Annotated in this window: 21 protein-coding genes; 7 read left to right on the top strand and 14 right to left on the bottom strand. The window is 63.5% G+C overall.

Going from position 1 to position 26,935, the window contains the following annotated elements:
- Positions 1 to 16 precede the first annotated feature (16 nt).
- From LPW11_RS02790 to LPW11_RS02805, 4 genes are all read right to left on the bottom strand, one after another.
- On the bottom strand, positions 17 to 1,612 hold the full coding sequence (locus LPW11_RS02790) for a sensor histidine kinase (RefSeq protein WP_230996608.1): 1,596 nt from the start codon (positions 1,610 to 1,612) through the stop codon (positions 17 to 19).
- 78 nt (positions 1,613 to 1,690) lie between these two features.
- The gene (locus tag LPW11_RS02795; protein ID WP_230996609.1) at positions 1,691 to 3,355 is read right to left on the bottom strand and encodes a PAS domain S-box protein; all 1,665 of its coding nucleotides are present in this window, start codon (positions 3,353 to 3,355) and stop codon (positions 1,691 to 1,693) included.
- Between the two features lie 280 nt (positions 3,356 to 3,635).
- Complete coding sequence (locus LPW11_RS02800; protein WP_230996610.1) at positions 3,636 to 4,445, bottom strand: TOBE domain-containing protein; 810 nt, start codon at positions 4,443 to 4,445, stop codon at positions 3,636 to 3,638.
- A 224-nt stretch (positions 4,446 to 4,669) separates the two neighbouring features.
- On the bottom strand, positions 4,670 to 4,945 hold the full coding sequence (locus LPW11_RS02805; protein ID WP_230996611.1) for a hypothetical protein: 276 nt from the start codon (positions 4,943 to 4,945) through the stop codon (positions 4,670 to 4,672).
- Positions 4,946 to 5,271: 326 nt separating this feature from the next.
- On the opposite strand from LPW11_RS02805, the gene LPW11_RS02810 reads away from it, so the two are divergent.
- Genes LPW11_RS02810 through LPW11_RS02825 form a run of 4 tightly spaced genes read left to right on the top strand, consistent with a single transcriptional unit; the run spans position 5,272 to position 10,319 of the window.
- Positions 5,272 to 5,577 carry a BON domain-containing protein gene (locus tag LPW11_RS02810; protein WP_230996612.1) on the top strand — a complete coding sequence of 102 codons (306 nt, stop codon included), beginning with the start codon at positions 5,272 to 5,274 and terminating at the stop codon, positions 5,575 to 5,577.
- A gap of 26 nt (positions 5,578 to 5,603) precedes the next feature.
- Entirely contained in the window at positions 5,604 to 6,932 is a 1,329-nt protein-coding gene (locus LPW11_RS02815; protein WP_230996613.1) for an alpha/beta fold hydrolase, read from the top strand.
- Positions 6,933 to 6,992: 60 nt separating this feature from the next.
- Positions 6,993 to 7,805 carry an MlaA family lipoprotein gene (locus LPW11_RS02820; RefSeq protein WP_230996614.1) on the top strand — a complete coding sequence of 271 codons (813 nt, stop codon included), beginning with the start codon at positions 6,993 to 6,995 and terminating at the stop codon, positions 7,803 to 7,805.
- Between the two features lie 15 nt (positions 7,806 to 7,820).
- Positions 7,821 to 10,319 (top strand): AMP-binding protein, encoded by a 2,499-nt coding sequence (locus LPW11_RS02825; protein WP_230996615.1) that lies wholly within the window; start codon positions 7,821 to 7,823, stop codon positions 10,317 to 10,319.
- On the opposite strand, the gene LPW11_RS02830 is transcribed toward LPW11_RS02825, so the two are convergent.
- Positions 10,309 to 11,436: an ADP-ribosylglycohydrolase family protein gene (locus LPW11_RS02830; RefSeq protein ID WP_230996616.1), complete on the bottom strand. Its 1,128-nt coding sequence runs from the start codon at positions 11,434 to 11,436 to the stop codon at positions 10,309 to 10,311. The two genes, LPW11_RS02825 and LPW11_RS02830, sit on opposite strands and share 11 nt — an antisense overlap.
- A gap of 186 nt (positions 11,437 to 11,622) precedes the next feature.
- On the opposite strand from LPW11_RS02830, the gene LPW11_RS02835 reads away from it, so the two are divergent.
- A complete protein-coding gene (locus LPW11_RS02835) occupies positions 11,623 to 13,329 on the top strand; it encodes an AMP-dependent synthetase/ligase (RefSeq protein ID WP_230996617.1) in 1,707 nt (568 codons plus the stop codon).
- On the opposite strand, the gene LPW11_RS02840 is transcribed toward LPW11_RS02835, so the two are convergent.
- The 8 genes from LPW11_RS02840 to LPW11_RS02875 all read right to left on the bottom strand — a co-directional run bounded on the left by LPW11_RS02840 (position 13,274) and on the right by LPW11_RS02875 (position 22,828).
- Entirely contained in the window at positions 13,274 to 14,413 is a 1,140-nt protein-coding gene (locus tag LPW11_RS02840) for an HD-GYP domain-containing protein (protein ID WP_230996618.1), read from the bottom strand. The genes LPW11_RS02835 and LPW11_RS02840 overlap by 56 nt on opposite strands.
- Positions 14,410 to 16,563 (bottom strand): HEAT repeat domain-containing protein, encoded by a 2,154-nt coding sequence (locus tag LPW11_RS02845; protein WP_230996619.1) that lies wholly within the window; start codon positions 16,561 to 16,563, stop codon positions 14,410 to 14,412. The genes LPW11_RS02840 and LPW11_RS02845 overlap by 4 nt, the downstream gene beginning before the upstream one ends.
- Positions 16,564 to 16,770: 207 nt before the next feature.
- Positions 16,771 to 19,446: a hypothetical protein gene (locus LPW11_RS02850; protein ID WP_230996620.1), complete on the bottom strand. Its 2,676-nt coding sequence runs from the start codon at positions 19,444 to 19,446 to the stop codon at positions 16,771 to 16,773.
- A gap of 3 nt (positions 19,447 to 19,449) precedes the next feature.
- Positions 19,450 to 20,277 (bottom strand): fimbrial biogenesis chaperone, encoded by an 828-nt coding sequence (locus tag LPW11_RS02855; protein ID WP_230996621.1) that lies wholly within the window; start codon positions 20,275 to 20,277, stop codon positions 19,450 to 19,452.
- Positions 20,278 to 20,286: 9 nt separating this feature from the next.
- Positions 20,287 to 20,778, bottom strand: coding sequence for a DUF4402 domain-containing protein (locus tag LPW11_RS02860; protein ID WP_230996622.1), 492 nt, complete (start codon positions 20,776 to 20,778; stop codon positions 20,287 to 20,289).
- Between the two features lie 81 nt (positions 20,779 to 20,859).
- Positions 20,860 to 21,372, bottom strand: coding sequence for a DUF4402 domain-containing protein (locus LPW11_RS02865; RefSeq protein ID WP_230996623.1), 513 nt, complete (start codon positions 21,370 to 21,372; stop codon positions 20,860 to 20,862).
- A 562-nt stretch (positions 21,373 to 21,934) separates the two neighbouring features.
- Positions 21,935 to 22,201 (bottom strand): hypothetical protein, encoded by a 267-nt coding sequence (locus tag LPW11_RS02870; RefSeq protein ID WP_230996624.1) that lies wholly within the window; start codon positions 22,199 to 22,201, stop codon positions 21,935 to 21,937.
- Between the two features lie 228 nt (positions 22,202 to 22,429).
- On the bottom strand, positions 22,430 to 22,828 hold the full coding sequence (locus LPW11_RS02875) for a DoxX family protein (RefSeq protein ID WP_230996625.1): 399 nt from the start codon (positions 22,826 to 22,828) through the stop codon (positions 22,430 to 22,432).
- Between the two features lie 268 nt (positions 22,829 to 23,096).
- Here LPW11_RS02875 and LPW11_RS02880 point away from each other — a divergent pair, with 268 nt between their 5' ends.
- Both LPW11_RS02880 and LPW11_RS02885 read left to right on the top strand, forming a co-directional pair.
- The gene (locus LPW11_RS02880; protein WP_230996626.1) at positions 23,097 to 24,356 is read left to right on the top strand and encodes a DUF445 domain-containing protein; all 1,260 of its coding nucleotides are present in this window, start codon (positions 23,097 to 23,099) and stop codon (positions 24,354 to 24,356) included.
- 63 nt (positions 24,357 to 24,419) lie between these two features.
- Entirely contained in the window at positions 24,420 to 26,393 is a 1,974-nt protein-coding gene (locus LPW11_RS02885) for a GNAT family N-acetyltransferase (protein ID WP_230996627.1), read from the top strand.
- 1 nt (position 26,394) lies between these two features.
- Here the strand turns inward: LPW11_RS02885 and LPW11_RS02890 are convergent, their stop codons facing one another.
- On the bottom strand, positions 26,395 to 26,874 hold the full coding sequence (locus tag LPW11_RS02890; protein ID WP_230996628.1) for a putative molybdenum carrier protein: 480 nt from the start codon (positions 26,872 to 26,874) through the stop codon (positions 26,395 to 26,397).
- Positions 26,875 to 26,935 lie beyond the last annotated feature (61 nt).

The following is a 26,935-nucleotide window of genomic DNA, read 5'->3' on the forward strand; positions in this document are numbered from 1 at the left end:
TCCCTCCCGCTCCCCTTCACCCGACCGAGTCCTTTCTCCCGGAAGCGGCATCGGCGCTCCCGCCCCCCGGGAGCTTTCCGGCACCGAGGGTGAAGAAGAAGGTGGCACCCGCGCCGGGGTTCCCCTCCGCCCAGAGCTTCCCGCCGTGGGAGTGGATGATCCGCTGCACCGTCGCAAGCCCGATCCCCTCCCCCGGGAACTCACCCTCCGTGTGCAGGCGATGAAACGGCTTGAAGAGCTGCCCGGCGTACTTCATGTCGAACCCGGCACCGTTGTCCCGCACGTAGAAAACCTGCTCCCCTTCGAGGTGAGCGACGCCGAACTCGATCGTCGCCCCTTCCGTGTGCGCGGTGAACTTGCAGGCATTGCCCAGCAGGTTTACCAGTGCCTGTCGCAGGAGGGTCGGGTCCCCCAGGGCGCGCACCCCTTCGGCGACAGTGAACGTCACGCTGCGCTCCCCCAATTCCCTTTGCAGCTCCTCCACCACCGAAAGGACGAGGGCACTCAAGTCCACCTCCCCGATCTCCGGCTTCGTCTTCGTGACCCTGCTCAGCCTGAGAAGCGCATCGACGATCCTCTTTACATCCTGCGTCATGCGCGCGATGCTCGAGACGTAGAAGGCGCCGTCCGGGTCGAGCTTTTCGGCATAATCCTCTTCAAGGGCGGTGCAAAGCCCCTCCAGCCGGTTCAGAGGCGCCCGCAGATCGTGAGAGACCGCGTAGGAGAACCCCTCCAGCTCCTGTATGGAGGCCTCCAGGTGCGCGGTGCGCTCCGCCACCTTCTGCTCCAGTTCCCGGTTCAGGGTGCGGATCTCCTCCTCGAGCCTCTTTCTCTCCGTGATCTCCTTTACGAGAACGAGGAGGCACTGCTCCGTGTCGATCTCCACAAGCTCCGCCGAGAGGAGCCCCACCAGCGGCTCTCCCGAAGGGGTCGTAATGGTGATCTCCCGATCGCGCACCGGCCCCTGCTCCACAAGCTGGCGCACCACCGCCCCCCGCTCCTCCGGGGCGCCCCAGAGGCACCCCTCCAGGGTCGTCCCCCCCACCACCTCTTCGTGACGCAAGGCGCACACCTCCAGAAATGCCTGGTTCACGTCTATGCAGCGCCCCTCCCAGAGGGTGGTCAAGGCCATCAGCGCCGGGGCGGCATGGAAGACCTTGGCGAACTTCTGTTCAGACTTTCGAAGCGCCTCATCCTTCTTGAGCACCTGCCGCTTCAGGGAGACGATATCGATCCCCTCGTTTATGACGGCAAAGAGCCTGTCGTACTTCACCGGCTTCATGATGTAGTGGCTGATCCCGATCTCCAGCGCCCGCAGGAGGTAATCGGCATCGTTGTAGGCGGTCATCGCTATGACTATCGTCTCCGGGTTCAGCTTCTTTATCTCCGCCGCCATGGCGATCCCGTCCATAAGGGGCATCCGTATGTCGGTGATCACCAGCTCCGGGCGCTCCTGCCGGAAGAGCTCCAGCCCGGCCTCCCCGTGCTCTGCCGTCAGAAGACGCACGTCGGGGTATGTGGAGCCGATAAGGCGCCCCACCATCTCCCGTGCTTCGGTCTCGTCCTCCACGTACAGGAGGGCAATGTCGCGTTTTTCGTGCGTCGGCTCCATCTCGTCCCCTTAAACCGCACTACCCTTATCTATCAGTATGCCAGCCCTCTTCCCTACTTTCCTTCCATACTCGCACTTTTACCCCGTAGCGGGAAACTCTATCGTGAAGCGGGCTCCAGTGCCGACGTTGCAGACGGAGAGTTTTCCCTCCATATTTCTTTCCACCATCATCCTCGACATGAAAAGGCCGACGCCGGTCCCCTTCTCCGGTCCTTTCGTGGTGAAGTTGCGCTCGAAGATCCGCTCGATGATCTCGTCGCGGATGCCGCCGGCATTGTCCGTGACGGTGAGCACCCCCTTCCCCTCTTCGCTGCCGACGGTGATCACCACCTTCGGATCCCTGACCTTCCGTTCCTCGAGAGTGTCCTTTGCGTTGATCAGGAGGTTCAGAAGAACCTGGCAGCACTCGTTCGGGTAGCTCGTGACGACGGGGTCGTCCGTCACCTGCACCTCGATGGTGATCCTTTGCGTGCTGAAGCTCTCCTCCAGGAGGGAGCGGGTCTTCTCCACCACATGGGATAGCCTGAAGGGGACCCTTTCCTTGTCCGGCCGGAAGAAGTTGCGGAAGTCGTCGATCGTCTGGGCCATATGCTCGATGACCCGCATCGACTTGCGCACGGTGGCGTCGATGGTATCGGGATCGCCCCCCCCTGTCCTGCAGGTGAGCCCGATGTCCTGCGTGAGGAGCCCGAGGGTGTTCAGCGGCTGGCGCCACTGGTGCGCGATGTTGCCGATCATCTCCCCCATTACCGCGAGGCGGCTTTGCTGCAGGAGCAGCTCCTCCTTCTCCCGCAGCTCGCTCTGCGTCTCCAGGAGCTCCGCCATCCGCGTCTCCAGGGAGCGGGAGAGACTCTCCCGTTGCGCGATCTCCCCCTGCAGGGTCTCGATCGTCTGCGTAAGCTCCAGCGTGCGCTCCGCGACCCGCTTCTCCAGAAGGTCCATTGACTGCCTCAGTTCCTCCTGCAGAGCTCTCGCGCTGGTGATATCCTCCACCACCGCTATGAAGTGCGCCGGCTCCCCGGAGCCGTCTCTTACCAGGGAGACGTTCAGGTGCACCCAGAGGAGGGTGCCGTCGCGGTGGTAGCAGCGCTTTTCGGTGGAGAAGCTCTCGATCGTCCCGGCAAGGAGGGTGTCGAGCAGGGGGCGGTGCGCCGCAACGTCTTCCGGGTGGCTCACCTCCTGAATGCGCAGCGTCGCCAGTTCCTCGCAGCTGTATCCCAGGATGTCGCAGAGCTTCTGGTTCGCATGCAGCCAGCGCCCGTCGAGCGCCACCTCCGCGATCCCGAGGGCGGCGAGGGAAAAGATCGCCCTGAACCGCTCCTCGCTGTGCCGCAGGGCCCGCTCCTTTTCCTTCTTTTCCGTGATGTCTCGGGCGATCGCCGCGATCCCGACGACCGCACCGCCGCAGTCGGTTAGCGGGGAGGCGCTGAGGCATACGGTGATGCGCCGGCCGTCCTTGGTGACGACTTCCGTCGGGGCGGGATGAAAGGGGGTGCCGGAGCTCGGTCCCTCGAGAAGGATGGGGACCTCGTGGTGGCGCTCGGGAGGTGCGAGACGTATCAGGTGGGAGCCGGAGATCTCGCGGCTGCTGTAGCCGAAGATACTCTCTGCCCCCCTGTTCCAGCTGACGATTATCCCCTCTACCGTCATCCCGAAGATGGCATCGGGGAAAGGCTCCATGAGGCACGAGAAGTCGGCGAGGATCTTGGAGGGGCCGTCGCTGTCGACTGTTGCGGCAGACATGGTTTCTCCTTTGCCGGACACTCGCCGTTCATGCCGTGGCGCCCGGAAAGCAAGAGGCGGTTTCTCTGCGGGAAAGGGGAAAATGGCGTAAATATGCCGGGTTAAAAACGATCCAATAGTATCACCATACCGTTTTGAAGCAAGATTGGGAGCCGCTGCCGCGCCCGGGGAGGAGGGGGTGCTGATGCGGGAGTGCCGGCGCGGCTGTGGCGCAGGCGCAAAAAAACCCGGTGCCCTCAGGAGGAGACCGGGTGCGGCGGCAGGAAACGGTGGAGCCGGGTCAGCTGACCCCGAGGATGACGCTGGAGGCCTTGAAGATGGCGCAGGCGTGGTCGCCGACCTTTAGCTGCAGGCTCTCACCGCTGTCGTTGGTGATGATTGCGCTGAGGACGTTCCCCCCCCCTACCTCGAGGTCGATCTCCGTGTTCACCGCTCCGGTGATGATGTTGGTAACGGTGCCGCACATGAGGTTGCGGGCGCTGAGCTTCGCCTCGTGCAGCCCCTCCCCGATGATGACCGAACTCGACTTGATTATGGCGTAGGCGTCCACCCCCTCCTTCAGCCCCAGGTTGTCGACGGCGCCGTTGGTGATGACTGCTATGAGGGGAGTCCCTCCCTTCAGGGTGAGGCAGACTTCGCTGTTCACCGCCCCCCTGGTGACCTTCGTGATAGTCCCGGAGAAGACGTTGCGGGCGCTTACCTTCATGGAGATCCTCCTCAGGAACTTGTAGAGGGTGTCGGTATCGCCGAGCCGCGCCTCCAGATTTTCCAGGAACCTGCGGTGCTCCTCCTGTACCACGCGGAACTTCCGGACGACCTCCTTCCCCTCCGCGGTAAGGGTCGTTCCGCCCCCCCCTTTCCCGCCGGTAAGGCGCTCCACCAGCGGCTTCTCCGCCATGTTGTTGATCATGTTCACGAGATCCCACGCCGTCTTGTAGCTGATGCCGACCGCCTTGGCAGCCTTCGTGATCGATCCGAGCTCATCGATCCTTTCGAGCAGGCTGATCCTGTCGCCACCGAGATACTTCCGATCCTCCCGGTGAAACCAGAGATCGCCCTCGAGCTCGAGGGGGAGATTCCTTTTTTTCATGCAGATGACCTCTTGCCGTAACCCGCGAGGGGTGAGTGGGAACAGGGGTTCTTATTAACGCAATGCCAGGGAAAAAGCAACCGATTAGCGCCCTGCGGCGGGGGGGGGGGACGGGAGGTGCTTTTCTGACGCGGCCGCCGGCAGGAAGGGGAGCTGCTCCGGAGGATTGTGCAGGGGGGGGGAGGATGTGGTGCAGCGCGGAGGGGGGGAGCCCCTCCGGCGGGTCACTGACGCGGGGCGATGCTCTGTTCCGGCGGGGTGGTCGGGGCCGCCCCCGGAGGCTGCACCGACTGCTCAGACTGGAAGGAGACCCGGCCGCGCTCGTCCGTCAGGTCCGGTGCCTTTTCCTTCACCTGCCAGTCTTTCCCTACCTGTACCGCCGGCAGCACGAGGACCGGCTTCTCCTTCGCCGTCTCCGGCGTTCTGGCACTGCGCGAGGCGGTACAGCCGGTGGCGGCGTGCAGTGCGAGCAAAAGGAACGAGCAGAGTATGACTTTCATGCGATGCTCCTCTCTGGGGCAACCGGGAAGGGAGGCACCCTCCACCTCCGGCTCCACTGACACTAGCATATCAAGAGCAGAGCCCTTTTGACAGTTATAACAGCAGGTAAGTCGTACTGTCACTGTACTGAATGTAGAGTCGCGTGCGGCTCACGCGAGGGAGACAGAGTCTTCCATAGCCCTGAAATTACAGCAGTTACGCGGAGGCCTCCCTTGACAGGGGCTCACCCCCTTATACACTAATATTGCGAGGTTGACTGTTAAAGACCGTGAAACAGTATTGGAAACAAGGACCGTGCCTGCGCACGGAAAAAGGAGAAGGTCCCATGAGAAGACTGTTCAGAATGCTGGCATGCCTCGGACTGGTGACAGCATTCCTGGGGTGCTCGGCCCCGGAGAAACGCCAGACTGCAGGTGAGTACATCGATGATTCCGTCATTACCAGCAAGGTGAAGGCGGCGATAGTCAATGAAGAGGCACTCAAGGGTATGCAGGTCAATGTGAAGACCCATGACGGCACCGTGCAGCTGAGCGGGTTCGTCGACAACCAGCAGCAGGCAAGGCAGGCGGCAAGCGTGGCCGGGAAGGTCGAGGGCGTGAAGAACGTGCAAAACGACCTTATCGTAAAATAGCTGACACTGTTGGAGAGTGCATTTCCATGCAAACCCGCTCCGGCGGGTTTTTTTTTGCTGTGCAGTCCTTCCTGGAGGTGAACCGCATGCGCATCCCGACGCTCCTGCTGGCGGCCTTGCTCCTTTCCCCCCTCCCCTGCCGGGGGGAGGAGACCTACGGCTACCCGATCGCCGGTGCCTACGAGGCAACCCTTCTCGGGACACCTACGGAACTGAGGTCACAGCTCCCCCCGAAGGTGCGCACCCGAACCCTTCTTTTGCAACTGAACAGCGAAGAGAAGCCGCCGGTCTTCTTCTACGACAACGGCTTGCGCTGCACCTTCGCCTATCAGAAGAAGAAGGCCCCCCTCGTCTTCGTAATCGGACCTACCGGCGCCAGTGACCAGTCCTCGACGGCGATGTCGCTGCTGAAGGCCCTCTATCACGCAGGGTGCCACGTCATCACCATCCCCTCCACGACACATCCGAACTTCATCATCTCGGGCTCCCAAAGCCATGTCCCGGGAGACCTCGCCACGGACGCGAGCGACCTTTACCGTGTCATGGAGAGTGCCTGGAAGGAGGTGGAGGGGGACGTGGAGGCGAGCGCCTTCTACCTCATCGGAACGAGCCTCGGAGGGGTGCAGGCCCCGTTCGTGGCGCGACTGGACGAGGAGCGGAGAATCTTCAACTTCCGGAAGGTGCTGATGATCAACCCCCCGGTCAGCCTCTACAACGCCGTCGTCAGAATCGATTCCCTTCTCAATGGGGTCCCGGAAGGGCCCGGACGGGAAGGAGCCTTCTTCAACCGGATGCTGGACAAGTTCACCGATTTCTACAGCTACGGCAATTTTGTGGCGATCAACGACGACTTCCTCTATGCGGTGTACCAGGAGCGCCTCTTCTCCCGCGAGGAAGCAGGGGGTCTCATCGCCATCTCCTTCCGCATCAACTCCGCAGGGATGATCTTCACCTCAGACGTCATGACAAACAGCGGCTATGTCGTGCCGAAGAACCGGGTCCTCTCCAGTAACGACGCCCTCTCCGACTACTTTCTGGTGTGCACCCACCTGAGTTTTCTCCAGTACTTCAACGAATACCTCTACCCCCACCTGCGAAAGACGAGGCCGGAGCTCAGCAAGGAGGAGTTCATCGCCTCTCTCAGCCTGAAAACTCTGGACCGGTACCTCAGGGGGAACCGGAAGTTCGGGATCATGACGAACGCCAACGACTTCCTCCTCGCCCCCGACGAGTTGCTCTACCTGCAGGAGCTCTTCGGCGAGCGGGCGATCGTCTACCCCCGGGGGGGACACCTGGGAAATGTGCAGTACCGGGAGAACATGGCACGGGTGGTTGATTTCTTCACGAAGGACTGAAGGTGCGGCCGCCCTCCCCGAGGCGCCCCCCCTTCGCAAATTTGAAAGGAGGAGAGCTCCATGTACCGACCGCCCCTGGCAAAGCGCGTCCCCCTCGTGCTCCTCATCTCGCTCTTCCTTGCCGGGTGCGCGTCGCAGACGACCCACCTCCCCCCGGAGGAGCCCCCCCGGCACACCATCAGCGAGTTCCAGGACGAGAGGCTCGCCTACGTACCCGATCCGTGGGAGCACTTCAACCGCTCCATGTACCGGTTCAACTACTATTTCGACCGCTTCCTCTTCATACCGGTGGTGAAGGGGTACGAGACGGTGACCCCCGTCTTTTTCCAGAACCGCGTCTCCAGCTTCTTCGGTAACCTGAAAGAGGTGCGCAACCTCACCAACAGCATCCTCCAGCTGAAGGGGAAGGAATCGCTTACCACCCTCGGCCGCTTCGTCACCAACAGCACGATCGGTATCGGGGGGCTCTTCGACCCCGCCACCAGCTTCGGGCTGCTGCGGCGCGACGAGGACTTCGGCCTCACCCTCGGGCACTGGGGGGTGGATTCCGGGCCGTACCTCGTCATGCCGATCCTCGGTCCTTCCACTGCCCGCGACACCGGCGGCTTCGCGGCGGACAGCGCCATGCGCTTCGGCCTGTACAGCTACCTCGACCCCTTCGGAAGCACCGGGAGCCCCACCGCCATCGCAGCCGGAGTGACGACGCTGGAGGCGGTAGACCAGCGCCACCAGGTCCCCTTCCGCTACTACCGCAGCGGCTACCCCTTCGAGTACTACATGGTACGCTTCTTCTACCATCAGAAGCGGGAGCTGGACATCAGGAAGGCGCCGGCCTCGGGGAAGGGACCAGCCCTCGTCCCCGGCCTCTTCTAGCAACCGGGAGTAGCCATGGAAACGTTGCTCCACCTTTTCGAAACCTTCCGCGACCGGGGGGAGAAGATCGTCTTCGTGAACCGCACCGGGGTGCGTCGCCAGCTCTTCACCTACCGGGAGTTGCACGAGCGCTCCCTGCAGATGGCAGCCCTCCTCCAGGAGCGGGGGGTGGGGGTGGGGGACCGGGTCCTCCTCTGGGGGCCGAACTCCCCCTGGTGGGGTATCGCCTTCTGGGGGATCATGGCGCGCGGAGCGATCGCCGTCCCGGTCGACTTCATGTCCGACAGGGAACGGGCGGAGACGATCAGCACCCTCACCGAGGCGAAGGTACTCCTGCAAAGCCGCATGAAACCTGAACGGATCGTGGCGCCGGGGACCGTTTTTCTGGAGGACCTCCAGTACCTCCTCCCCGAACTTTCCCCCGTCCCGGCGCCTGAGCCGCGCACCCCGGAGGACACCGCGCAGCTCATCTACACCTCCGGCACCACCGGAAACCCGAAGGGGGTCATCCTCACCCACGCAAACCTCGTGGCCAATCTCCTCCAGGTGCAGGAGCACATCCCCATCATTTCCGCCGACTACCACTTCCTCTCCCTCCTTCCCCTGTCGCACATGTTCGAACAGATGGGGGGATTCCTGACACCGCTGCACCGCGGCGCCTCCATCGTCTACCTGCGCACGCTGAAGCCCTCCGCCATACTGGAGGCGCTCGCGCAGGAGGACATCTACGCGGTGGTCGCGGTGCCGAGGCTCCTCCAGCTCCTGAAGCACTCCATCGAGGAGGAGATCGCCCAGAAGAAGCTCACGGCGCTCTTCTCCCGCCTGATGGCCCTCTCCCCGCGCCTGTCGCGGAAAGGGAGGCGCCTCCTCTTCTACCCCGTGCACAAGAAGTTCGGGGCTAACTTCGTCCTCTTCGTCTCCGGAGGGGCTCCACTCCCCCCCGACACCTTCCTCTTCTGGCAGGCGCTCGGCTTTACCGTCATGGAGGGGTACGGTCTCACGGAGTGCTCCCCGGTACTTGCCGCCAACAGCATGGAGCGGCAGGTCCCGGGGGCGGTGGGACGCGCTCTCCCCGGGGTGACGCTGAAGGTCGTCGACGGGGAGGTCCTCGCCGCAGGGGCGAACGTCTTTCCCGGCTACTACAAAAACGAGAAGGCGACGAAGGAGGCGTTCAGCGAGGACGGCTTCTTCAGAACCGGCGACCTCGGGGAAATCGCGCCGGACGGGTGGCTCACCATCAAGGGGAGGCAAAAGGAGCTCATCGTCACCGGCTCCGGGATCAACGTCTACCCCGACGACTTGGAAGGGATCCTCGACCGGAGCCGCGGGGTTCGCGAGTCGACCGTGGTGGGAATCGACAAGGGGGGGGGGGAGGAGGTGCACGCAGTCCTCATCCTCGACGGCAGCGGCAGGAGTGCGGAGGAAATCGTGCGGGAGGCGAACGCCCGGCTCGACCCTCTGCACCAGATCGCCTCCTTCTCCGTGTGGGACGAGCCGGAGTTTCCGAAGACGACGACGCTGAAGGTGCGGAAGTTCCTCGTGAAGGAGAAGATTCTAAAGGGTGCCCAGGGGGGAAAAGGGGGGGTCTCGGGGGACCGGCTGATCGCGCTCCTTGCCCGCATCACCGGGACCGACCCCGGCTCCATCACGGAGGATTCAAGGCTCGTCACCGATCTCGGGCTTTCCTCCATCGACCGGGTCGAGCTCGTGAACTACCTGGAGCAGGAGTTTCGCCTCGACATAGAGGACTCCCAGATCGGGGCGGAGACCCGGGTGAAGGACGTGCGGGAGCTCATCGCGAAGCGGGAGAAGGTGCACCCGGGGGGGCACTTCAGGTTCTGGACGAACTCCTCCTTCATCAGGGGGTTACGTGCCGTATCGGACGCGATCCTCCTCTGGCCGGTGGTGCGCAGCTTTGTGACGTTGAAGGTCGAGGGGGGGGAGCACCTCCGGGGGATCAGCGGCCCCGTCTTTTTCGTGGCGAATCACCTGAGCTACCTGGACCAGCCCTCGGTCATGTGCGCGCTGCCGCGCCCGATCCGCTACCGCTGCGCCACCGCCGCCTACGAGGAGTTCTTCTTCGCGAAGTACCGAAACCTCGCCGAAAAGATCTGGAAGCTCACCGCCTACCAGCTCGCCACTCTCCTTCTGAACGTCTTCCCCCTCCCCCAGAGCCGCGGCTTCAGCGGGTCGCTGAAGTTCATGGGGCGACTCGCCGACGCCGGCATCCACATCCTCATCTTCCCGGAGGGGCAGCACTCGAAGGACGGGACGCTCGGGCGCTTCCAGATGGGGCTCGGGATCATGGTGAAAGAGGTGGGGATACCGGTCGTCCCGGTGGCGATAGAGGGGACGAGAGAGCTTCTCCCGCCGGGGTCGGGGTGGCCGCGACGGGGGACGGTGACGGTGCGCTTCGCCCCTCCGTTGCGCTTCACCTTCGAGGAGCCCGGTGAGATCGTGGACAGGACGCGCGACGCGGTGGTCCAGCTGCAAAGGGGGGAGGCTAGCGGGTGATGGCGCCGCGCTCGGAAAGGACGTCCTCCCAGAAGACCTGCCGGGCGCACTTCAGGAGCAGGTAGGCTTTCCCGTCGTCCGAGGCACCGGTCCTTCCGGGGAGGCGGTCGAGCCACCTCTTCGGCAGCCCCTCCCTCCCGTGCAGGGCCCCCGCCAGCGCTCCGACTATGGCGGCGATCGTGTCGTTGTCCTTCGTGTCGTTCACCGCCCTCACGATCGCCTCCTCCGGGTCGTCGCCGTGCCTCATCATGATGTACAGTACGCTCGGCATCGTCTCCATGAGAAAAGCCCCGGAAAACCACCCGTCGCACGCCTCCCCCGTCGTGAGCTGCAGATGCAGCGCCTCGGTCACCCTCTCCACCGTGTAGCGCCAGCAGGGACCGACGTAGTCGGGAAACATCCCGCCGCGCGGCGAGTAGCGGCTCTCCCCCTCCAGGTCGGCGGCGACCTCCGCGTAGCGCTGCGGCCACCAGTGCGGGGGGGGAGGCCTCACCATCCCGAGGAGGTCCCAAAGGATCGCCACGAACGCCATGCACGCGGCATTGGAGGCTGAGTCGTTGTGGGTTATCATGGCGGAGAGGGCGGTATCGATCCACAGATCGGTGCACCCCCCGTGCAGGTGGGGGAGGAGCATCGGGGGGATCTGCAGGAGGGCGCCGTTTCCGGCGGAGACCGGGCCCGACTCGTACCACGGTTTTCCCGCCTTCAGGTTCCAGATGAACGCCTTCGCGGTGGAGCCGATCCCGAAGATCTCCCCCCGGCAAAAGCGCGCCGCGAGGTGGCTCGGGATGAAGACGCGGTCCTCCAGCAGGGTCTCGATCGTCCAGAAGGAAATCTGGGTGTCGTCGGAGGGGAGCCCGAGGCGCCGCCCGTGCGCGTACCGGTTCGGGAGGAAGTCGCGGATCTCCCCGAAGCGCTCGCGCCGCTCCGAGCGCAGGAGCCCCTCGTTGGTGTTGCCGAGTGCGTCTCCGATTGCCAGGCCGAGCATCATCCCCTCGATGCGGGAGAATTCGAAAAAGGTCGGCAGGGGGCGCGGCGACGTGCGAAAAATTTTTCCCTTGTGGAGGTTTATGCGGCGCGAGCGGAAAAGTTCCTCGAGGATCTCGCCGTTGTGCATGATGCGGTTCTCCTGGAGAGGGGAAAGGAGCCGGATTGGTGTAACCGGGAAAAGAGCCCGCTCCAGAAATAGTATCCAAGGGAGCGGCCGCTGGCAATGCGCCGCCCCCGCAGGGGCGGGGTTGCAGCACCGGCAAGTATATGCTAAGGAGAAAGCGGTAATTTCAAATACTGCAGGCGGGGGACGATGTTGACAGGGACCGTGGTGGAGTTGCTGGAAAAGAGCGTCGAAAGAAACCCGGAGAAGGCGGCGCTGCGGCAGAAGGTAGGGGGTGGGTGGCAGGAGATCACCTACCGCACCCTCGGACAGATCTCCGACGGGGTCGCGGCGGGTCTCATGGCGGACGGCTTCGGAGCGGCGGATCACGCGGCGCTTCTTGCCCCCTCCTCCCCACGCTGGCTCTACGCCTACTTCGGCATCCTGAAGGCGGGGGGGATCGTCGTTCCGGTGGACAAGGAGCTGAAGAGCGGCGAGCTGAAGCATGTGCTCGCGGACTCGGAGTCCCGCGTCCTCTTCACCGACAGCACATACCTGCGCACCGTGCTGCAGATCGCCGACGAGCTCCCGCGCCTGCAGCAGGTCGTCCTTCTGGACGAGGGGAGAACCCCTTCCGACGAGGCGGCTCCGGCGCGCTGGCGGGGGAGAAGCGGGAAGCTCCTGGAGAGGCTGAAGAGCCTGGAGGCGCTCCTCGTGCAGAAGCCTTCACCCCTCCCCCCCCGGGCCCCCTCCGACACCGCGGTCATCATTTACACCTCCGGCACGACCGGGCGCGCGAAGGGGGCGATGCTCAGCCACGGGAACATCGTCTCCAACATCGACGGGGCGATCAGGCACCTCGGGCTGGACCAGACGATCCACACCCTCTCCCTCCTGCCGATCAGCCACGTCTTCGAGCAGGTCTGCGGCGTCCTCCTCCCCCTTTCCCTCGGCGGCACCGTCTCCTTCTGCGAGTCGGTGAAGAAGTTCGCGGAGAACCTCGCGGAGGTGAGGCCGACCTTCTTCCTCGGGGTCCCGGCGCTGTACCGGAAGATGCTCGACCGGATCGTGAAGCAGATCGGTTCGAACCCCGTCTCCCGGGCGCTCTTCTCCTTCCCCCTCACCCGCCCCCTCGTGAAAAGCCGGCTGCGCAAGAGGCTCGGAGGCGCCACCACCTTCATAAGCGGGGGGGCCGCGCTCGACACCGCCGTCAGCGAAGGGTTCGAGCGCCTCGGGCTCGTCATCTTCCAGGGATACGGCATCACCGAGACCTCGCCGGTCATCGCCGCGGAGTGCGCCACCGGGAGAAAGACGGGAACGGTCGGGCGCCCGCTCGGGGAGGTGGAGATCCGCATCGACGAGCCGAACGAGGAGATGGTAGGGGAGATCCTCGTGCGCGGCCCGAACGTCATGCAGGGGTACTACAAGGACCCCGCCGCCACGGAGCAGGCGCTGAAGGACGGCTGGTATCGGACCGGCGACCTGGGAAGGGTCGACGCGCAGGGGTATCTGACGATCTGCGGCAGGGTGAAGAACGTCATCGTCACCCCGAACGGGAAAAACGTCTACCCGGAGGAGGTGGAGATCGAGATCCTGAAGAGCCCGCTCGTGGCGGAGGTCGTGGTGTACGGCCACAGAAGCGACCCCCACACGGAGGAGATCCACGCCATGATCTTTCCGGACGAGGAGGGGGTCGGGGAGTACTGCGAGAGGGAGAAGCGGGCCCCCCTCTCCGCGGAGGAGCTGGAGACGCTCCTGCAGGGGGAGGTGACCGCAGCGTGCCAGGGGCTGGCGAGCTACAAGAGGGTAAAGAAGATTATGGTGCGCAAAGACGAGTTTCCGAAGACGACGACGAGAAAGATCAAGAGGTACGAGTTGCACCTTCCCCCTTCTCGTGGAGGATCTTCAGAAAGTTGAGGGTAAGGGCGGGGTGCAGCGCCTGCCCCGCGATCTCCAGCATGCGCCCCGCGGTGCGGGCGAAGTCGACGGCGTCCTTGTAGATCCGCCTCGTCCTCATGGCGTCGAAGCAGTCGGAGATCATGGTCATCTGGCTGCAGAAGTTGATCTGGTACCCCTGCGGCACCTTCGGGTAGCCGCTCACGTCGTACTTCAGGTGGTGCTCGAAGGCGCTGAGGACCGCCAGGCGCGGCACTCCCGGGGTGTTCAGCAGGTATTCCGCACCCTTCACCGTGTGCTGGCGCATCGCCTCCCACTCCTCCGGATCGAGATTCCCGGGCTTTTTCAGCACCTCCGGCGGTACGAACATCTTCCCTATGTCGTGCAGCATCGCGGCGACCCCCACGTCGCGCAGGAGCTGCCCCGAGAGGCCGAGCCCGACCCCTTGGGCGAGGTTCAGGATGCACACGTCTATGGAGTGGGTGAAGGTGTACTCGTCCATCTGGCGCAGCGGCACGAGCGCCAGGAAGGGGTTCGCCCCCCGCCGCAGTGCAACGAGGAAGCCGTTCACCACCCTCAGGATGTAATTGAGGTCCAGTCTCTGCCTGGAGCGGGCACCCTCGTAGGTCGTGGCGAGCCCCTTCTTCAGGTTCTCCGGCATCTCGGCAAAGCTGTAGATCCCGGGGGTGTTCTCGTCGTCCCAGCTCTGCGCGACCGGAAGGCCGACGGAGCCGAAGCGGAGCTTCTCGCCGGAGGAGAGAGCTCCCGCCTTCCCGGCGACCACCATGACGAGGTGCTCGAGCTCCGAGGTTCCGATCCCCCCCCTGATGGTAAGATGACCGATCTGGCGACCCTGCAGCCCCTTCACGAAACGGTCCAGAAGCGGGGTCCTCGGCAGCGGCTTCCCGCCGTAGAAGAGCTCGTCCTGCACGACGATGAGGGAGAGCTCTCCTGCGTCCGCAATCGCCTGCGCCACAAGCTTCTCCGCCTGGGCGAGGTGCCCCTGCACCCGGCGGTGCTGTGCGGAGTAGAGCGAGACGCTGCTTGCCGCCTGCACCACCTCCTGCACGAAAAGGTTCAAAGGATCCTTCCGTTCCCGGGTCATGCCGGCCCTCCCCACTCCTGGTCCATGGTGGCGGTGGAGCTGGAACTGGGGAGCCGCTGCCCCCCGAACTCGTCCGCGAGGAGCCGCGCCGCGGCGGCCGGGTAGCGGGAAAGGGAGCGCACGATCTCCGCCTTCAGGTCGCGATGCTTTGCCGGGTGCAGGAGGTTTCGGGAGCGCAGGAGCTTCTCCAGGTATGGCAGCACCCGCAGATCCCCTATCGCCGCCAGCGTCGTCACCACCGCCCGTTTCAGCGTCAGGTTGTAGGCGCCTATCCCGCTGTCGCTTAAAAAGGCGAGGAGCCTCTGCATGATCGGCGGGGTGGGACTCAGTTCCGCCAGTTGCACGGCGGCGAGGAGTCGCGCCGGATCCTTGCTTTCCAGCTCCTGCACCAGGAGGGACTCCGCGCCGGGGGAGTTGTAGCGGACGAGGCTCTTTAAGGCCTCCGTGTGCACCTTCGGGTGGGGGTGGTCCACCAGTTTGCGCACGGCGCGCTGCACCTCCAGGTCCGGGAAGGCGCGCAGGAGGATGATCAGGTTTCTCACCAGAAACCAGCGCCGGTCCGTGAGCCGCTCCAGGGCCGGCTCACGCACGAGCCCCCCGAGATCGGTGAGGCAATCGAAGTAGAAGCGCCGCAGGGTGCGCCGCTCAGCGAGCGCGAGCCGCTCGATGAGGGGGACCACGAAGGGGCGCCCGACGGCGGCGACGAGCTCGCGCAGCTGCGGGTAGCGCTGCCGCCCGAAGAGGACGGCGGCATCGAGGACCTCCATGACGAACTGCGCCCCGAAGGGGTCCTCTCCCCCCCCGCTCTCGGCGCTCTCCGAAGCACCCTTGATGAGGGGGTAGAGCTTCGGGAGCTCCGCGAACTCGTTTGTGCGGATGAACTTTAAGGCGAGCTCCGCGAGGTGCTGCCGGACTCCGCCGCCGAGCTCCACTTTCGGCAGGATCGACACGATCTGGTCGATGACCTGCACCATCTTCGCGTCGAGCGGGTCCTCCTGCAGCGCCACGCACTCCTCCGCCAGTTCCCGGCTCACCTCCTCCGGGAGGGTCTGCTCCCCTACTATCGCCGCAAGCGCTCCGTGGTACGCCTTCGGGAGGTAGCGCTCGAACTCCGCCTTGCGAAAGAGGGTCTGGAGATCCCCCCGGTCCTGCGCCGACTGGAGGTCCTGGGCCGGCGCCACCTTCTCGCTGCTTATGTCGGCGAGCCGGTGCATGAGCTGCAGGAAGAGGGAGGGCGCCTCCCCCCCCTGCGCCAGGAGCGCATCGAGCACCCCGCTTACCGTTTCCGCCCCCACGGTACCGAAGAGATCGTCCTTGAACTCCGCCTCCACCCCCCAGGTGCGCAGGAAGGTCTTCACGAAGTCCTGGCGCAGCGCGGGGCTCAGGTTCCTGACGAAGGTGATCATCTTGCGAAAGAGGTCCCTGCCGGCGGCGGTGAGGATCCCCGCGGGGAAGAGGGGGGAGATGGCGCTGGTGAGCCCCTGCAGGAGGGCCTCCCGGGTCCACTCCTCCAGTCCGTCGGCGACCTGGCTGATGTTCTGGGCGAGTTCCGCCGGGGTGGCGGCAAGGAGCTGGGTGAAGATGTCTATGGTGGCGGGGAACTTCGGGTCGGAAAGGCGCTCAGCGAGCCGTTCCCACACCCCGGAGGTGTCGGTGCCGGAGGTGGTGGTGACCACCTCCGAGAGGTGCAGCTCCGAGGTGTCTATCTCGCGCGTCTCGATCCCGGCAATCCCCGCATCGATCAGAGACTGGGTGATCCCCCCCTCGTCCCAGATCTCCTGGCGCGGGCGGGCGGTGAGAATGGCAAAGCGGTACAGTTCATCCGGCTGCAGGTCGGGCGCGAAGGTAAGGGTGACGATGCCGATTGCCGAGAGCTGGGCGGCGTAGTTCGCCACCGCCTGCTGCTTGATGACCAGGGGGCTTCCGGCGACGGAGAAGCCGGAGCGGCTCACCCCTAGGCGGAAGTTTTCCTCGTGGGAGGTGAGAGGCTCGAGCCGGGCGAGGACCTTTTCCGCCGCGGCGAGGACAAAGGGGTGTGACGTGGGGTAGGAGCGCGCGACACGGGCGTAGATGCTCAGTTCGCCGACAAAGGCGCGCGCCCTCTCCTTCAGGGTTTCGACATAGAGTGCTGCGGGATCCGTGTGGCTCATCTCCCTCTCCGCCGGTTCCAGTACAGTGTAGAGCAGCGCGGCGCTCCGGTACAAGAGGTTACTTTCCGGAGCGGCGCTCCGCGGGACCCCGGCGCGGTCCCCGTCGTCTTCTCTTCGACCGCGGAAGGAGATGCTTTAATGAAAAATGGTCACGTCGACAAAAAGTGGAGGGATCACTGCACGAGGGGGGAGACCGAGGGGGAGCCTTTAGCTGCCGCTCAGGCGCGGGTTCAGGAGGAAGTCGTTGCCGGTCACCTGGTCCCCCCCTTCCGGCATGGTGACGGTGAGAGGGGGCCCCGCTACCGCCTTCAGGCGGGCGCCCTCCTCCTCGGGGATCGCCACGCGGTACCTGCCGGGGCGTACCGTTTTGAAGAGATAGTAGCCGCTCTCCTCGGTGAGGGTGCTGGCGGCGAGCTCCGTGCCGGCCGTCCCCTCCCTCAGGAGCTCTACCCGTACCCCCTTCAGCGGCACCTCGCCGGAGGGGAGCTTTATGAGGACCATCCCGTCGATCTCGCCGCCGGTCACAATCGTGAAGCGGCAGGCGGCAAGGGAGCCGGCGCGCGGGGTGATGTGACAGCCGTCCTCCAGCGCGACCATGAAGGGATCCTCGAGCGTCGAGAGGTCGACGGTGATGTCGACCGGAATGTCAGGCTGCAGGTAGGCGATGACCGGGACGCCGGCGCTTCCGGTGACAGTGACGGGGCGGCCGCCGTTCACCAGGAAGCCGACCTGCGGCAACGGCTTCCCGGGGGAGCCGGGCACCCCGCGCAGCCAGGCCGTCGCCGCGATCATCCCGTAGCTCGAGAGGGGCTCCGAGGCCACCACCACCTGGCTGTTCACCCGGTCCGGCGCAAGGGAGGTACTGACCGCGACGTTGAATCCGTAGGCCCCGTTGCTGTCCCCGGTGGCGGAGATGGAGTAGCCGAGAAGCCCGAGCTTCTTGGAGAGACCGACACGCAATGCGGAGACGCCGCCGAGGGTATCGTGACTGAAGGCGGAATTGAGTAAGACACCGTCGCCGAGATCGCGGTCCGCGCTCAGGTTGATGACGGAGGGCGAGACGGTCGGCGCGATGGTGAAGCCGACCTGCCCGCGCACGCTCACCCCCTGCACCAGGGTGCTGATCTGCAGCATTCCCCCTGCGTTCACCTCCCTCTGCAGGTAGGCGACGGCTCCCTCCAGCGCCGCGTTCCAGCCGTTCCACCCGCCGGACACCCTCCAGGCGGAGCCGAAGTTCGTCCTTCCGGAGCGCCGCTCCTCCAGGTTCAGCTGGACAGAGAGGGGACAGCGCACCCCGTCCCACACGTCGAGCGAGGTGCTCCCCCTGAGAAGTCCCTGCGCCAGGAGAGGATCGGGATCCTTCTCGAACTGGGGACTGGAGAAATCATGAAAGAGCCGGACGGAGGACTCGACAGAAAGATCTCCAAGATAGCGCCCGCTCGATTTCACCGTGAAGAGCTGCCCCCGATCTTCGGCGCCAGAGATGCGCTGCAGCACTTCCAGGGAAAGGAGGGTGTAGCCGAGGGCGCTTCGTGCCCCGAGCCCCAGGTACTCCTCTTCGTTGTCGTGCGAGTCGGTCCGGCGCACGAGGAGAGCGGAGCCGGTGACGCCGTCCGTGATCCCGAAATCGGAGGTGAAGGTGACGTTTGACTCGTCGCCGGTCCCCGGTTCCCTGTCTGTCAACCCGGTTTGCCAGGCGGTGGAGAGGGTGTACAGAAAATTCCCTTTCGGCGTGGTGGAGTCGGTGACGAAGGTCTGCTCGGAGAGTCTCGTTTCCCCGAAGGGGCCGTGCAGGATAACCTTGAAGTCGTTGACGCCGTAGTGTATCCGCAGATTCCTGAAGTGGTACATGCCGTCGGCGGAGGGGGGTTGGTACCCCACCGGTACGCCGTTGTGCAGCAGTTCCGCGTCCCACCCCTCAGGAAGGTAGCCGTCGATGTCGTGGGAGAGGAAGTGGGAGGAACCGGAGAGGGGGCGGTTGGAAAAGGCCATGCCGTACATGGTGGTGGTGCTGCCGCCGATCCCGTCGACGGTGGGGGGCTGCAACGCGCCGATGGCGAAAGTCGTCACCGGCAGCGGCCCGATGAGGAAGGGGTGGTCGCGCCGCTTTGAGAGGGTCACGTCGAGACGCTGGGCGCTGTCGTTTTCGAAGGCGACATGGGCCACGCCGGAGAGGTAGAAGAGGTCCCCCGCCATCTGCAGTGCGTTTCTGGCCACCCCTTCTGATCTTCCCCCCTCGCCGAGAAGCTGAAGCTGCGAGGTCAGATCGACCGTCGGCAGGGAGACGGCTCCCCTTTGCGCCGTGACCTCCTGGTACTGCGCCTTTGCCGGCGCAGGAGGGCGCACCTGTCCCCCCTGCCCCCTCTTTTTGAACCCCTGCATCGGTAGCGTTTCCCTCGGATGCACATGGAGAGCCGAGCTTTCCTTCTCGACGACGAGGTCCACCGGCAGCCACCTGGAGAGTGCCCCGCTCTCCGCCATGACCTCGCCGCTCGCTGCAAAAGCGGCATCGCCGAGCGCGTAGACGCTGCGCACCGAGACGAGGTACCCCTCCTCCAGGTCGATGACGATGGGACGTGACTCCTCGATGATGAAGCCGTAGGCGCGCGTCCCCGTGCACCTGATCGCCAGGGAGAGGGCCTCGGCCAGGGGGCAGAGGGGGAGGTATACCCGCCCCCCCCGCTCCAGTGCCAAAAGGCCGTCGGCGAGGGGCTCACCGTCGAGGTCGACAGTGAGTATGATCTCGGAATCGTCCGATGCCGGGAGGGGGGGAGGAGGGGCCGACTGCGAGGTACGGGGAAAAAGGAGGAATAGCAAAAAGAGCAGTGCGGCCAGCTGGATGGCCGGGGGGCGGCGACTGTCGGCACCGTCCACGGGGGGCATACGCTACCGAAGGACCGCACTCGCCTCGGCCAGCGGCCTCGACTCGCCCTTCTCGGTGAAGACGACCTGCACTGCGTCTCCGGGCTTTAGCTGATGCGGCTCGAGGATGTGCATGCTGACCTTGCGGTGGCTGTTTGGGACGTAGACGGCGAAGTTGTCCATGACCGCGATCTTTTCCTTCCCCCGGTAGAGCGCGACCTCGCCGTAGATGGAGCGGGTTCCTTTGCGCGCCAGGGTGAAGTTCACCTGCTGCTGGCTCGGCTGTAGTGCGGTGAGGGTGATGGAGGAGGGATCGATGGACGCCTCCGCCTCGAGCTGGCCGTGGCGCACTATCACCGGGATGGAAATATTCACGTTGGTGGTGATCTTCATGGTGAGCGTCTTCGGATCCTGCTCCTTTGGCTCGGGGAGCTGGGAGATGCCGGAGGCGACCTTCGCAAAGACGAGATGCGAGCGGTACTCTCCGTCGGCCATCTCCGCCGACGGCTTGAACATGATGCGGATCGTCTGTCCGGCGCCGGGGAGAAGGGTCACCTGGCGGGGGGAGTACTTCACCACATCGTCTGCAAATCTCTCATCCGGCTCGGCGTCCGATACGTCCTTGAACTCCCCCGATTCCGTCATCCGCTTCCGGGCCAGCCCTATCTTGTATGAGGCCTGCGTCTGGCTCGTGTTGATGATGTCCACCTGCGCCGACTTTACCTTGTCGCTCATGACCACGCGCGTCGGGTAGATCATAAGGTCCGGTGCCGCCGCCGATATCGGTGCGTTGAAGAGGATAAGGAAACCGACGAGCGCCGGGATCGCCATGACCGCGAAGACCTTCTTCATCGTTTCCTCCTAGTTTCTTAGCACTGTCACGTCGAAGGTGCCGCTGTAGCTGCCGGCTCCTTGGGTCGAACCGACCGTGAGAGTGCCGCCGACCAGGAAGGTGACGCTTCCGGAAGCCGGAACGACTCCACTTGTGGCTATCGATGCGGTCAGTTGCGACAGTGTCATCTGGGATGCTCCCGACGTGACGGAGAGGCTCGCCGGGAGGACGATTGTGTAACGCGTCCCCGAGTTCGCAGTGATGGTAAACTGAGCCGGGGCATACGAATCTCCGGTGAGGAGGATGACGGAACTGGTGGCCGATCTGGCTCCGGAGACGTCGACTCTGACGGTACCGGAGCGTCCTCCTCCACCGACAAATCTCCCGAAGGTGAGATCCCTGTTCCTGGTGACGGCAAGAGGAGCGCCCCACAGGACTGACGGCGCCAGCACCAGAAGGAGAAGCCCCGCCACGAGGGTCAGCACCGTCTTTCTGTGCAGTGTGGGATCATGGGCGGGCATCGCGCGCTCCGGTTGGGCTCTGGCAGGGGGCGACTGCGGTCGAAAAAGCGGGGGGGCAGATGGCCGCCCCCCCTGGAGGTATTAGTTGTAATCGACTGAAACTATGAGACTTGCGGTGTACGCTCCGGAGGCCTGCCCATCCGCAACTGCGAGGGAGCCGCCGATATTCAGGGTCTGGGTGCCGCCGGCAGAAAGTGTACCGGTGGTGCCGATGTTGTTTGTCAGAGTGGCCACCATCTTGTTTGCACCGTTCATCAGGTCGAGGGTAGCCGGTACGCTGATGGAGTAGGTGGCGCTCGGCTCACCGGAGATATCGAATGCCGCTGCCGATGGCGCGGTCCCGCTGGAGGCGAGAGCCACCGCTCCGGTCTTCGTCCTTGCGCCGGCATTGTCGACCACCACCGTACCTGCTCCGGCAAGGAAGCTGCCGAAGTTCAAGTCACCAGTCTTGAGGATCTGGATCGGTACGATCACTTTGCCGTTTGCCGCGGCAGTTGCCGAGGCAGCATGGCTGTCGTTGACGTTCACGATGCAAGCAATTGCTGCACACCCAGCGATGAAAAAGAGCTTCCTGAATATGTTTTGAGTTTTCATTCCTCTCTCCTTTGTGTTCAGTCACACGGTTTTCGGCGGGCAGCCTTGCTGCCTTGCCTACGAAGATCACTGATCCAGGAGGGAGAGTACTTTTTACTCTCCATGGGGTTCAGTCACACAGTTGTCGGCGGCCACGACGGCCGCCTGGAAGATCACTGTCCAGGGGAGAGCTGCGCCAACTCACCGTGTCGGAGGTGCTCTACAGAGGGTCCGGTACTGGCTCGGCTCCTCGCCTCCACTCTTTCGGCTTATGCGGGCGCGGTTCTTTCCGTACGGAGCATCTTTCTTCATACGAGCCCCCTTGCGCTTTGCACAGTCGAACTGGTTGTGTTTCTGTTGGTCTGATTTGCGTGATCTGGATTCTGAAACAAAAAGAAACTGTGGCGGGATCCCGGTGACTAGCCCTTTCTGGACAAGATTAAATATATCCAACGCCATACAAAGGACTAGGGAAAATTCCCTATCCATTGATGAATTTTGTGACGTCCGTCACAAACTTTAACGATCTTTTTCGGGTGGAGAGGAGGGGGTCGTTGCGCTGCAGCGAAGGGAGGAGGTGGAGCTAGTTGAAATCGATGGAGACGGTGAAGGTCCCGTTCGATTCCGTTACCTGCGTCTGTCGGGAAGCTTCCGGGCCTGCTGTACTTTTCTGCGTGGCGGCGCTTCCAGCAGCCGTCATGCTGGCCGTGTCCAGGAGGGCTGATTCTGTGGGGGAGATGACCTGCGCGGATGCGGTTGCCCGCCCCTGCGCCGCTTCGGCTGCGCGTGGCGCTGCAGCCATCAGAAGGAGGAGGTAGATGATGCCGAATGTTTTGGTGGACCGTTTCATATCGTGCCTCGGGCTGGACTGCCCGGGTATCAGCACGCATGAGGCCACACCCGAAACTGCTGCAGATACGGCAACATACCACGAACTAGAGGGGAGTTGCGACGTGTCCTCTTTACACTGCCGCAGCTAAGGTCACGAAATCACGAAGCCCCCGGTGTAAAGGGTGTAAAGATGTAAAAGTTAAAAGAGGGGATCACCGTGTGCAGAGCCCATCTTTACACCCGTCCATCAGCGATGAGGCCGTCCTCTCTCGTCGAGGCTGCACGGTCCCGCGCCGAAGTAGGCGATGAGGAGGGCTCCGCCGAGCATGGAGATGTTTTTCAGGAACATGATCCTTTGCATGGAGGCCGCCATCGGATCCGCCACGGCCCAGAAGTTGTGCATGGCGAAGGTCACCGGCACGAGAAAGAGCACCAGGAGCCACGCCCCTATGCGCGTCTTCCATCCGAGCATGACGCTCAGCGCCCCGGCGATCGCGATGATGCCTGAAAGGGGGACAGCGATCGCTGCAAGGGGCACCCCCCGTCCTGCGGCATACCCTATGGTCTCGCTGCTGAAATGACCGGGACCGGAAATCAGGAAGATCGCGGCAAAAAGTATCCTCCCGAGCGGGACGATGTATCTCATGATGCGCCTCCAGGCATGTATACTGCGGCGCCGGCGAGGGGCGGCGTCACATCTTCCCCTTGCGCCGGGCGGTACACCTCTTTAATTATTCTGACCTTACAGCGGGGCATGTCAAAGCTTCCGCATCCCCCCGGGAAAACTGGAACTTCCGGTGCGAAAAGCGTTATTGCCTTGGCTGCGACAAACTGTTAAAACCTAGCTTTGGGTGAGAAAGAGAGCGCATGCGCATTAACGGTTCCCATGCAATGCCGACAGTGAAGGAGTGAACATGCAACAGAAAAGAAATGCCCTGAGGAAGAACAAGGCGATAGCGCTCAGCCTCATGATCGGCGCCGCCGTACTCTTCGTCATTGCACGCTATCACAAGGGGAGTGGCTGGGAGTGGGTCGCGGCCTTTTCCGAGGCCGCCATGGTCGGCGCACTGGCCGACTGGTTCGCCGTCGTCGCCCTCTTCAGGCACCCGCTGGGGGTCCCGATTCCCCACACGGCGATCATCCCGAACAAGAAGGAGACGATCGCCGAGAACCTCGCGATCTTCATCCGTGACAAGTTCCTGGCGACCGAGTCCGTCGTCGCGAAGCTGAGAGAGCTCAATCCCGCGCAGCACCTGGCGACGTACCTCATGTCCAGGGGGAACGCGCAGTGGCTGGCGCAGGGGATCACCAGCATCATTTCCGATTCCCTCAATTTCCTTGACGACGAGCGCGTGCGCCAGGTGCTGAGGAGCGCCCTGAACGACCGGGTGGAGAAATTCGACCTCTCCACTTCCGCCGGCGCGCTCATCGACACCCTCAGAAAGGACAACCGGCACCAGGCGGTGCTCGACGACCTGCTGCAGCGTCTCGGGGGGTGGCTCGCCACGGAGGAGGCACAGGGAAAGATCGCCACCTTCATCGACAACTGGCTAAACACCGACTACCCGCTCCTCAGCCGCTTCATCCCGAACCGCGACAACTTCGCCAAGGGAGCCGGAGAGAAGGTCGCCGGGAAAGTGAACGAGTTCATCCAGGCGGTGAACGCGGATCCGACCCACGACGTGAGGCAGAAGTTCGACAACGCCGTGGCAGGGTTCAGCACGAAGCTCAAGTCGGACGAAGCGCTCAGGGAGAAGATCGCGGGGCTGAAGCGGGAGGCGATCAACAACGCGCAGCTCACCGACTACGTTAAGGGACTGATCAACGACCTGAAGGTGTGGCTCGCGGACGACCTCGACCGCCCCGACTCGAGAATCCAGCAGAAGATGGAGGACCTCGCGGTCGCCATCGGGAACACCCTCTCCAAGAACAGCGACCTGAAGGACTCCATAAACGAGCACCTGGAAATGATGGTGCGAAACTACGCGGAGACGATGCAGAAGGGGATCACGAAGCACATCGCCGGGACCGTGAAGCAGTGGGACGACAGGGACTTTGTGAACGAGATCGAGCTCAGCATCGGCTCCGATCTGCAGTTCATCAGGATGAACGGCACCCTGGTCGGCGGCATGATCGGACTTCTCCTGCACTCGGTCACCCTGCTCCTGAAGTAAGCAACAAGGTACGGCGGGAGCGCCATGCGGCGCTCCTGCACGCTGCCTGCCGGAGGTGGAACGATGGAGTGGCACCCCGACGATTTCCCCTTTATCAAGAAGCTCACGCCGGAGTACGAAAAGACGATCCGGCAGATCCCTTTCCTCAACATCGATTCACTCCTCATCCCCTCCCCCTACATACTCGACAAGGCGATCGACGTGGACTACGACCACAGCTACGTGTGGGAGGAGAAAGGGGAGATCCTCGGCTACCTCCTGGTCTACGCCACCCCCGACCAGAAGAAGTTCCAGATCTACCGCCAGGTCACCAGCCCCTTCGGGAGGGGAAAAGGGATCGGTTCCGCCTTCGTTCTCTATCTCGCCAACACGGTCGATCCCGACTCGCACATCTATCTCTACGTCTGGGACAAGCTGATAAGCTCCGTCGACTTCTTCACCAGCAGGGGGTTCCGGATCGAGGACCTCATCGTCTACCGCAAGATGAAGTTCCACCTCATGTCGGTCACGGCGCAGACGATCAGGGAGCGGGGACTCGCCCCGAGGAAGAAGGATGTGCCGGCGGTCGAGGAACTGAGCAAGGTCCGTCACGACGCGAAAAAGTCGGTGAAGGTTCTTTTCGACATGGTCTCCATGCTGAGCCTCGACAACTTCAACAAGGTGACCGAGGACATCAACAGGGAGACCACCGCCCTCTTCAACACCCTCAACATGTACTCGGACAGGATCAGCACCTCGCGGAAGGTTTCGCTGAAGGAACTGATCACCGAGAGGGTGATCCCCTACCTCGAGGCGGCGGACAGCAGCTGCGAGATCCGGCTGGTCCTGAAGTCGAAGGCCCCCCCGGTCAGCGGGAGTTATCTCAGCTACAGCCGGGCCCTCATCAACATCGTCTCCAATGCGCTCGACGCCATAAAGGCCGCGGGTCGCCCGGGAGTCATCCGGTTCACCCTCGGGCAGGAGGAAGATCGGGTCGTTCTGTCGGTGGAGGACAACGGGATCGGGATCCCCGAGGAGAAGCTCAAGAAGGGCCCCGACGAGGTGCCGCTCTTTGTGGGGCACACCACCAAGGGGGAACAGACCGGCGAGGGGATAGGGACAAAGCAGATCTACGCCGCCTTCGGCCCGCCCCACATCGCCGTGAAAAGCAAGGTGAACGAGTGGACCCGGTGGACGATCTCCCTCCCCGTCATCACCGACAGGGATACAGCGCTCCTCGCCGACCTCGGCTCCAAGTACTTCAGGTTCATCAAGTCCACCCACAGGATCCCCCTCACCAAAGAAAGCAGCAGGAGGGACATCTCCATCTTCATCTGGCAGTTGCGGCAGATGGAGATCTTTAGCTACGACCTCGTGTACCACTTCAGCAGGTACAACAACGTGCGGGACATCTTCCAGAACGTCATGCTGTACAGGTTTGACGGGAAGTCGTTCGAGGATCTGAAGGCAGAGCTGAAGAAGTACCGCATAGAGCACGACGTGATCCGATCGTGGCTTCTCGGGGTTACCAAACGGATCAGCCGCAATGAAAGCTATCTCCAGGAGAATATCTCCTTCCACGAGTACAAGGGGATTCTCTTCGAGAGCTACAGCCAGGCGATCGACCGCACCATGATCTTCACCCTCGACCCGTACAGCGGCGAGTTCCTCGTCTCCGACAGGAAGCTCGCGGAGCACCTGGACTTCGTACCGTACCTCTCGCGCGACAAGGATGAGCTTTTGCGGGGGGAATTCATGGGGGATGTGAAGCATGACGACAGCCCGATCTATCTCGGCGTGTGGTCGGTGAAAAACAGGGAGGATCTCCAGCAAAAGCTGAAGCTGATCCAGCGGGGAGCGGAGCAGTTGCTGCAGATGGGGCTCGACAAGGAGAAGCGGCTCGCCTTTTACAACACGACCTTCAACACCGGCGAGTGGGAGATCGACACCCTGAAGACTCCGACCCTCGCTCAGATGGCGGCGTTCAAGGACGATGAACTGGATCAGCTCGTGCGCCCCGCGGACAACGAGATGGGGGGGTTCGTCCTGGCTACCTAGCTCACCGTGCGCCCTTGACGGCGGAAAGGAAGGCGCGGAGAAATTCCAGAGCCAGCGCGTGCAGCCCGGGGTGCTCCGACTCCCGAGGTCCCGCGATGTTGAGGATGCGCACCTTGTTCTGCGCGATCCACCCCGCGGCGGCATCGGGATCGGGATCGGCATCGAGTTGCAGCACGAGGCACGGCTTGCGATACTCCTGGCAGTAGCGGGCCGTGAGCGCCGTTCCCCCCTTCAGCCAGCCCACATTGAGGATCAGCGTCCCGTCCGAATCGACCACATTGCGTCTCGTCCTCCTGCGGTAGTCCGCCGACGGTAGCTCCACCAAGGGGTAGCAGTCGGGGATGGCGCCGTCTTCCGCGCGGCGCCCCTTCGGGCAGCAGCCACCGACGGGGATTCCCGCCTCCATAGCCGCGTCGAGCCCGCTTCTGTCCACCCCGGTCTGCCCTCCGGAGATCACCTTTTCAATTCGGTCAGATTGCATCGCTCTCCAGAGAACAGCAGCTGCATGCTTGCGCATGTTGCGGAGTTACGGCTCAAGGCAA

The sequence above is a fragment of the Geomonas sp. RF6 genome (genome assembly GCF_021044625.1).
In the GTDB taxonomy this organism is placed as follows: Bacteria; Desulfobacterota; Desulfuromonadia; order Geobacterales; family Geobacteraceae; genus RF6.

Bases quoted from the DNA above. Each gene is read 5' to 3' on its own strand.
- LPW11_RS02795 (WP_230996609.1), bottom strand. From the start codon at position 3,355: ATGTCTGCCGCAACAGTCGACAGCGACGGCCCCTCCAAGATCCTCGCC.
- LPW11_RS02860 (WP_230996622.1), bottom strand. From the start codon at position 20,778: ATGCCCGCCCATGATCCCACACTGCACAGAAAGACGGTGCTGACCCTC.
- LPW11_RS02790 (WP_230996608.1), bottom strand. From the start codon at position 1,612: ATGGAGCCGACGCACGAAAAACGCGACATTGCCCTCCTGTACGTGGAG.
- LPW11_RS02825 (WP_230996615.1), top strand. From the start codon at position 7,821: ATGGAAACGTTGCTCCACCTTTTCGAAACCTTCCGCGACCGGGGGGAG.
- LPW11_RS02805 (WP_230996611.1), bottom strand. From the start codon at position 4,945: ATGAAAGTCATACTCTGCTCGTTCCTTTTGCTCGCACTGCACGCCGCC.
- LPW11_RS02820 (WP_230996614.1), top strand. From the start codon at position 6,993: ATGTACCGACCGCCCCTGGCAAAGCGCGTCCCCCTCGTGCTCCTCATC.
- LPW11_RS02855 (WP_230996621.1), bottom strand. From the start codon at position 20,277: ATGAAGAAGGTCTTCGCGGTCATGGCGATCCCGGCGCTCGTCGGTTTC.
- LPW11_RS02845 (WP_230996619.1), bottom strand. From the start codon at position 16,563: ATGAGCCACACGGATCCCGCAGCACTCTATGTCGAAACCCTGAAGGAG.
- LPW11_RS02840 (WP_230996618.1), bottom strand. From the start codon at position 14,413: ATGACCCGGGAACGGAAGGATCCTTTGAACCTTTTCGTGCAGGAGGTG.
- LPW11_RS02850 (WP_230996620.1), bottom strand. From the start codon at position 19,446: ATGCCCCCCGTGGACGGTGCCGACAGTCGCCGCCCCCCGGCCATCCAG.
- LPW11_RS02800 (WP_230996610.1), bottom strand. From the start codon at position 4,445: ATGAAAAAAAGGAATCTCCCCCTCGAGCTCGAGGGCGATCTCTGGTTT.
- LPW11_RS02830 (WP_230996616.1), bottom strand. From the start codon at position 11,436: ATGCACAACGGCGAGATCCTCGAGGAACTTTTCCGCTCGCGCCGCATA.
- LPW11_RS02810 (WP_230996612.1), top strand. From the start codon at position 5,272: ATGAGAAGACTGTTCAGAATGCTGGCATGCCTCGGACTGGTGACAGCA.
- LPW11_RS02815 (WP_230996613.1), top strand. From the start codon at position 5,604: ATGCAAACCCGCTCCGGCGGGTTTTTTTTTGCTGTGCAGTCCTTCCTG.
- LPW11_RS02890 (WP_230996628.1), bottom strand. From the start codon at position 26,874: ATGCAATCTGACCGAATTGAAAAGGTGATCTCCGGAGGGCAGACCGGG.
- LPW11_RS02835 (WP_230996617.1), top strand. From the start codon at position 11,623: ATGTTGACAGGGACCGTGGTGGAGTTGCTGGAAAAGAGCGTCGAAAGA.
- LPW11_RS02875 (WP_230996625.1), bottom strand. From the start codon at position 22,828: ATGAGATACATCGTCCCGCTCGGGAGGATACTTTTTGCCGCGATCTTC.
- LPW11_RS02865 (WP_230996623.1), bottom strand. From the start codon at position 21,372: ATGAAAACTCAAAACATATTCAGGAAGCTCTTTTTCATCGCTGGGTGT.
- LPW11_RS02885 (WP_230996627.1), top strand. From the start codon at position 24,420: ATGGAGTGGCACCCCGACGATTTCCCCTTTATCAAGAAGCTCACGCCG.
- LPW11_RS02870 (WP_230996624.1), bottom strand. From the start codon at position 22,201: ATGAAACGGTCCACCAAAACATTCGGCATCATCTACCTCCTCCTTCTG.
- LPW11_RS02880 (WP_230996626.1), top strand. From the start codon at position 23,097: ATGCAACAGAAAAGAAATGCCCTGAGGAAGAACAAGGCGATAGCGCTC.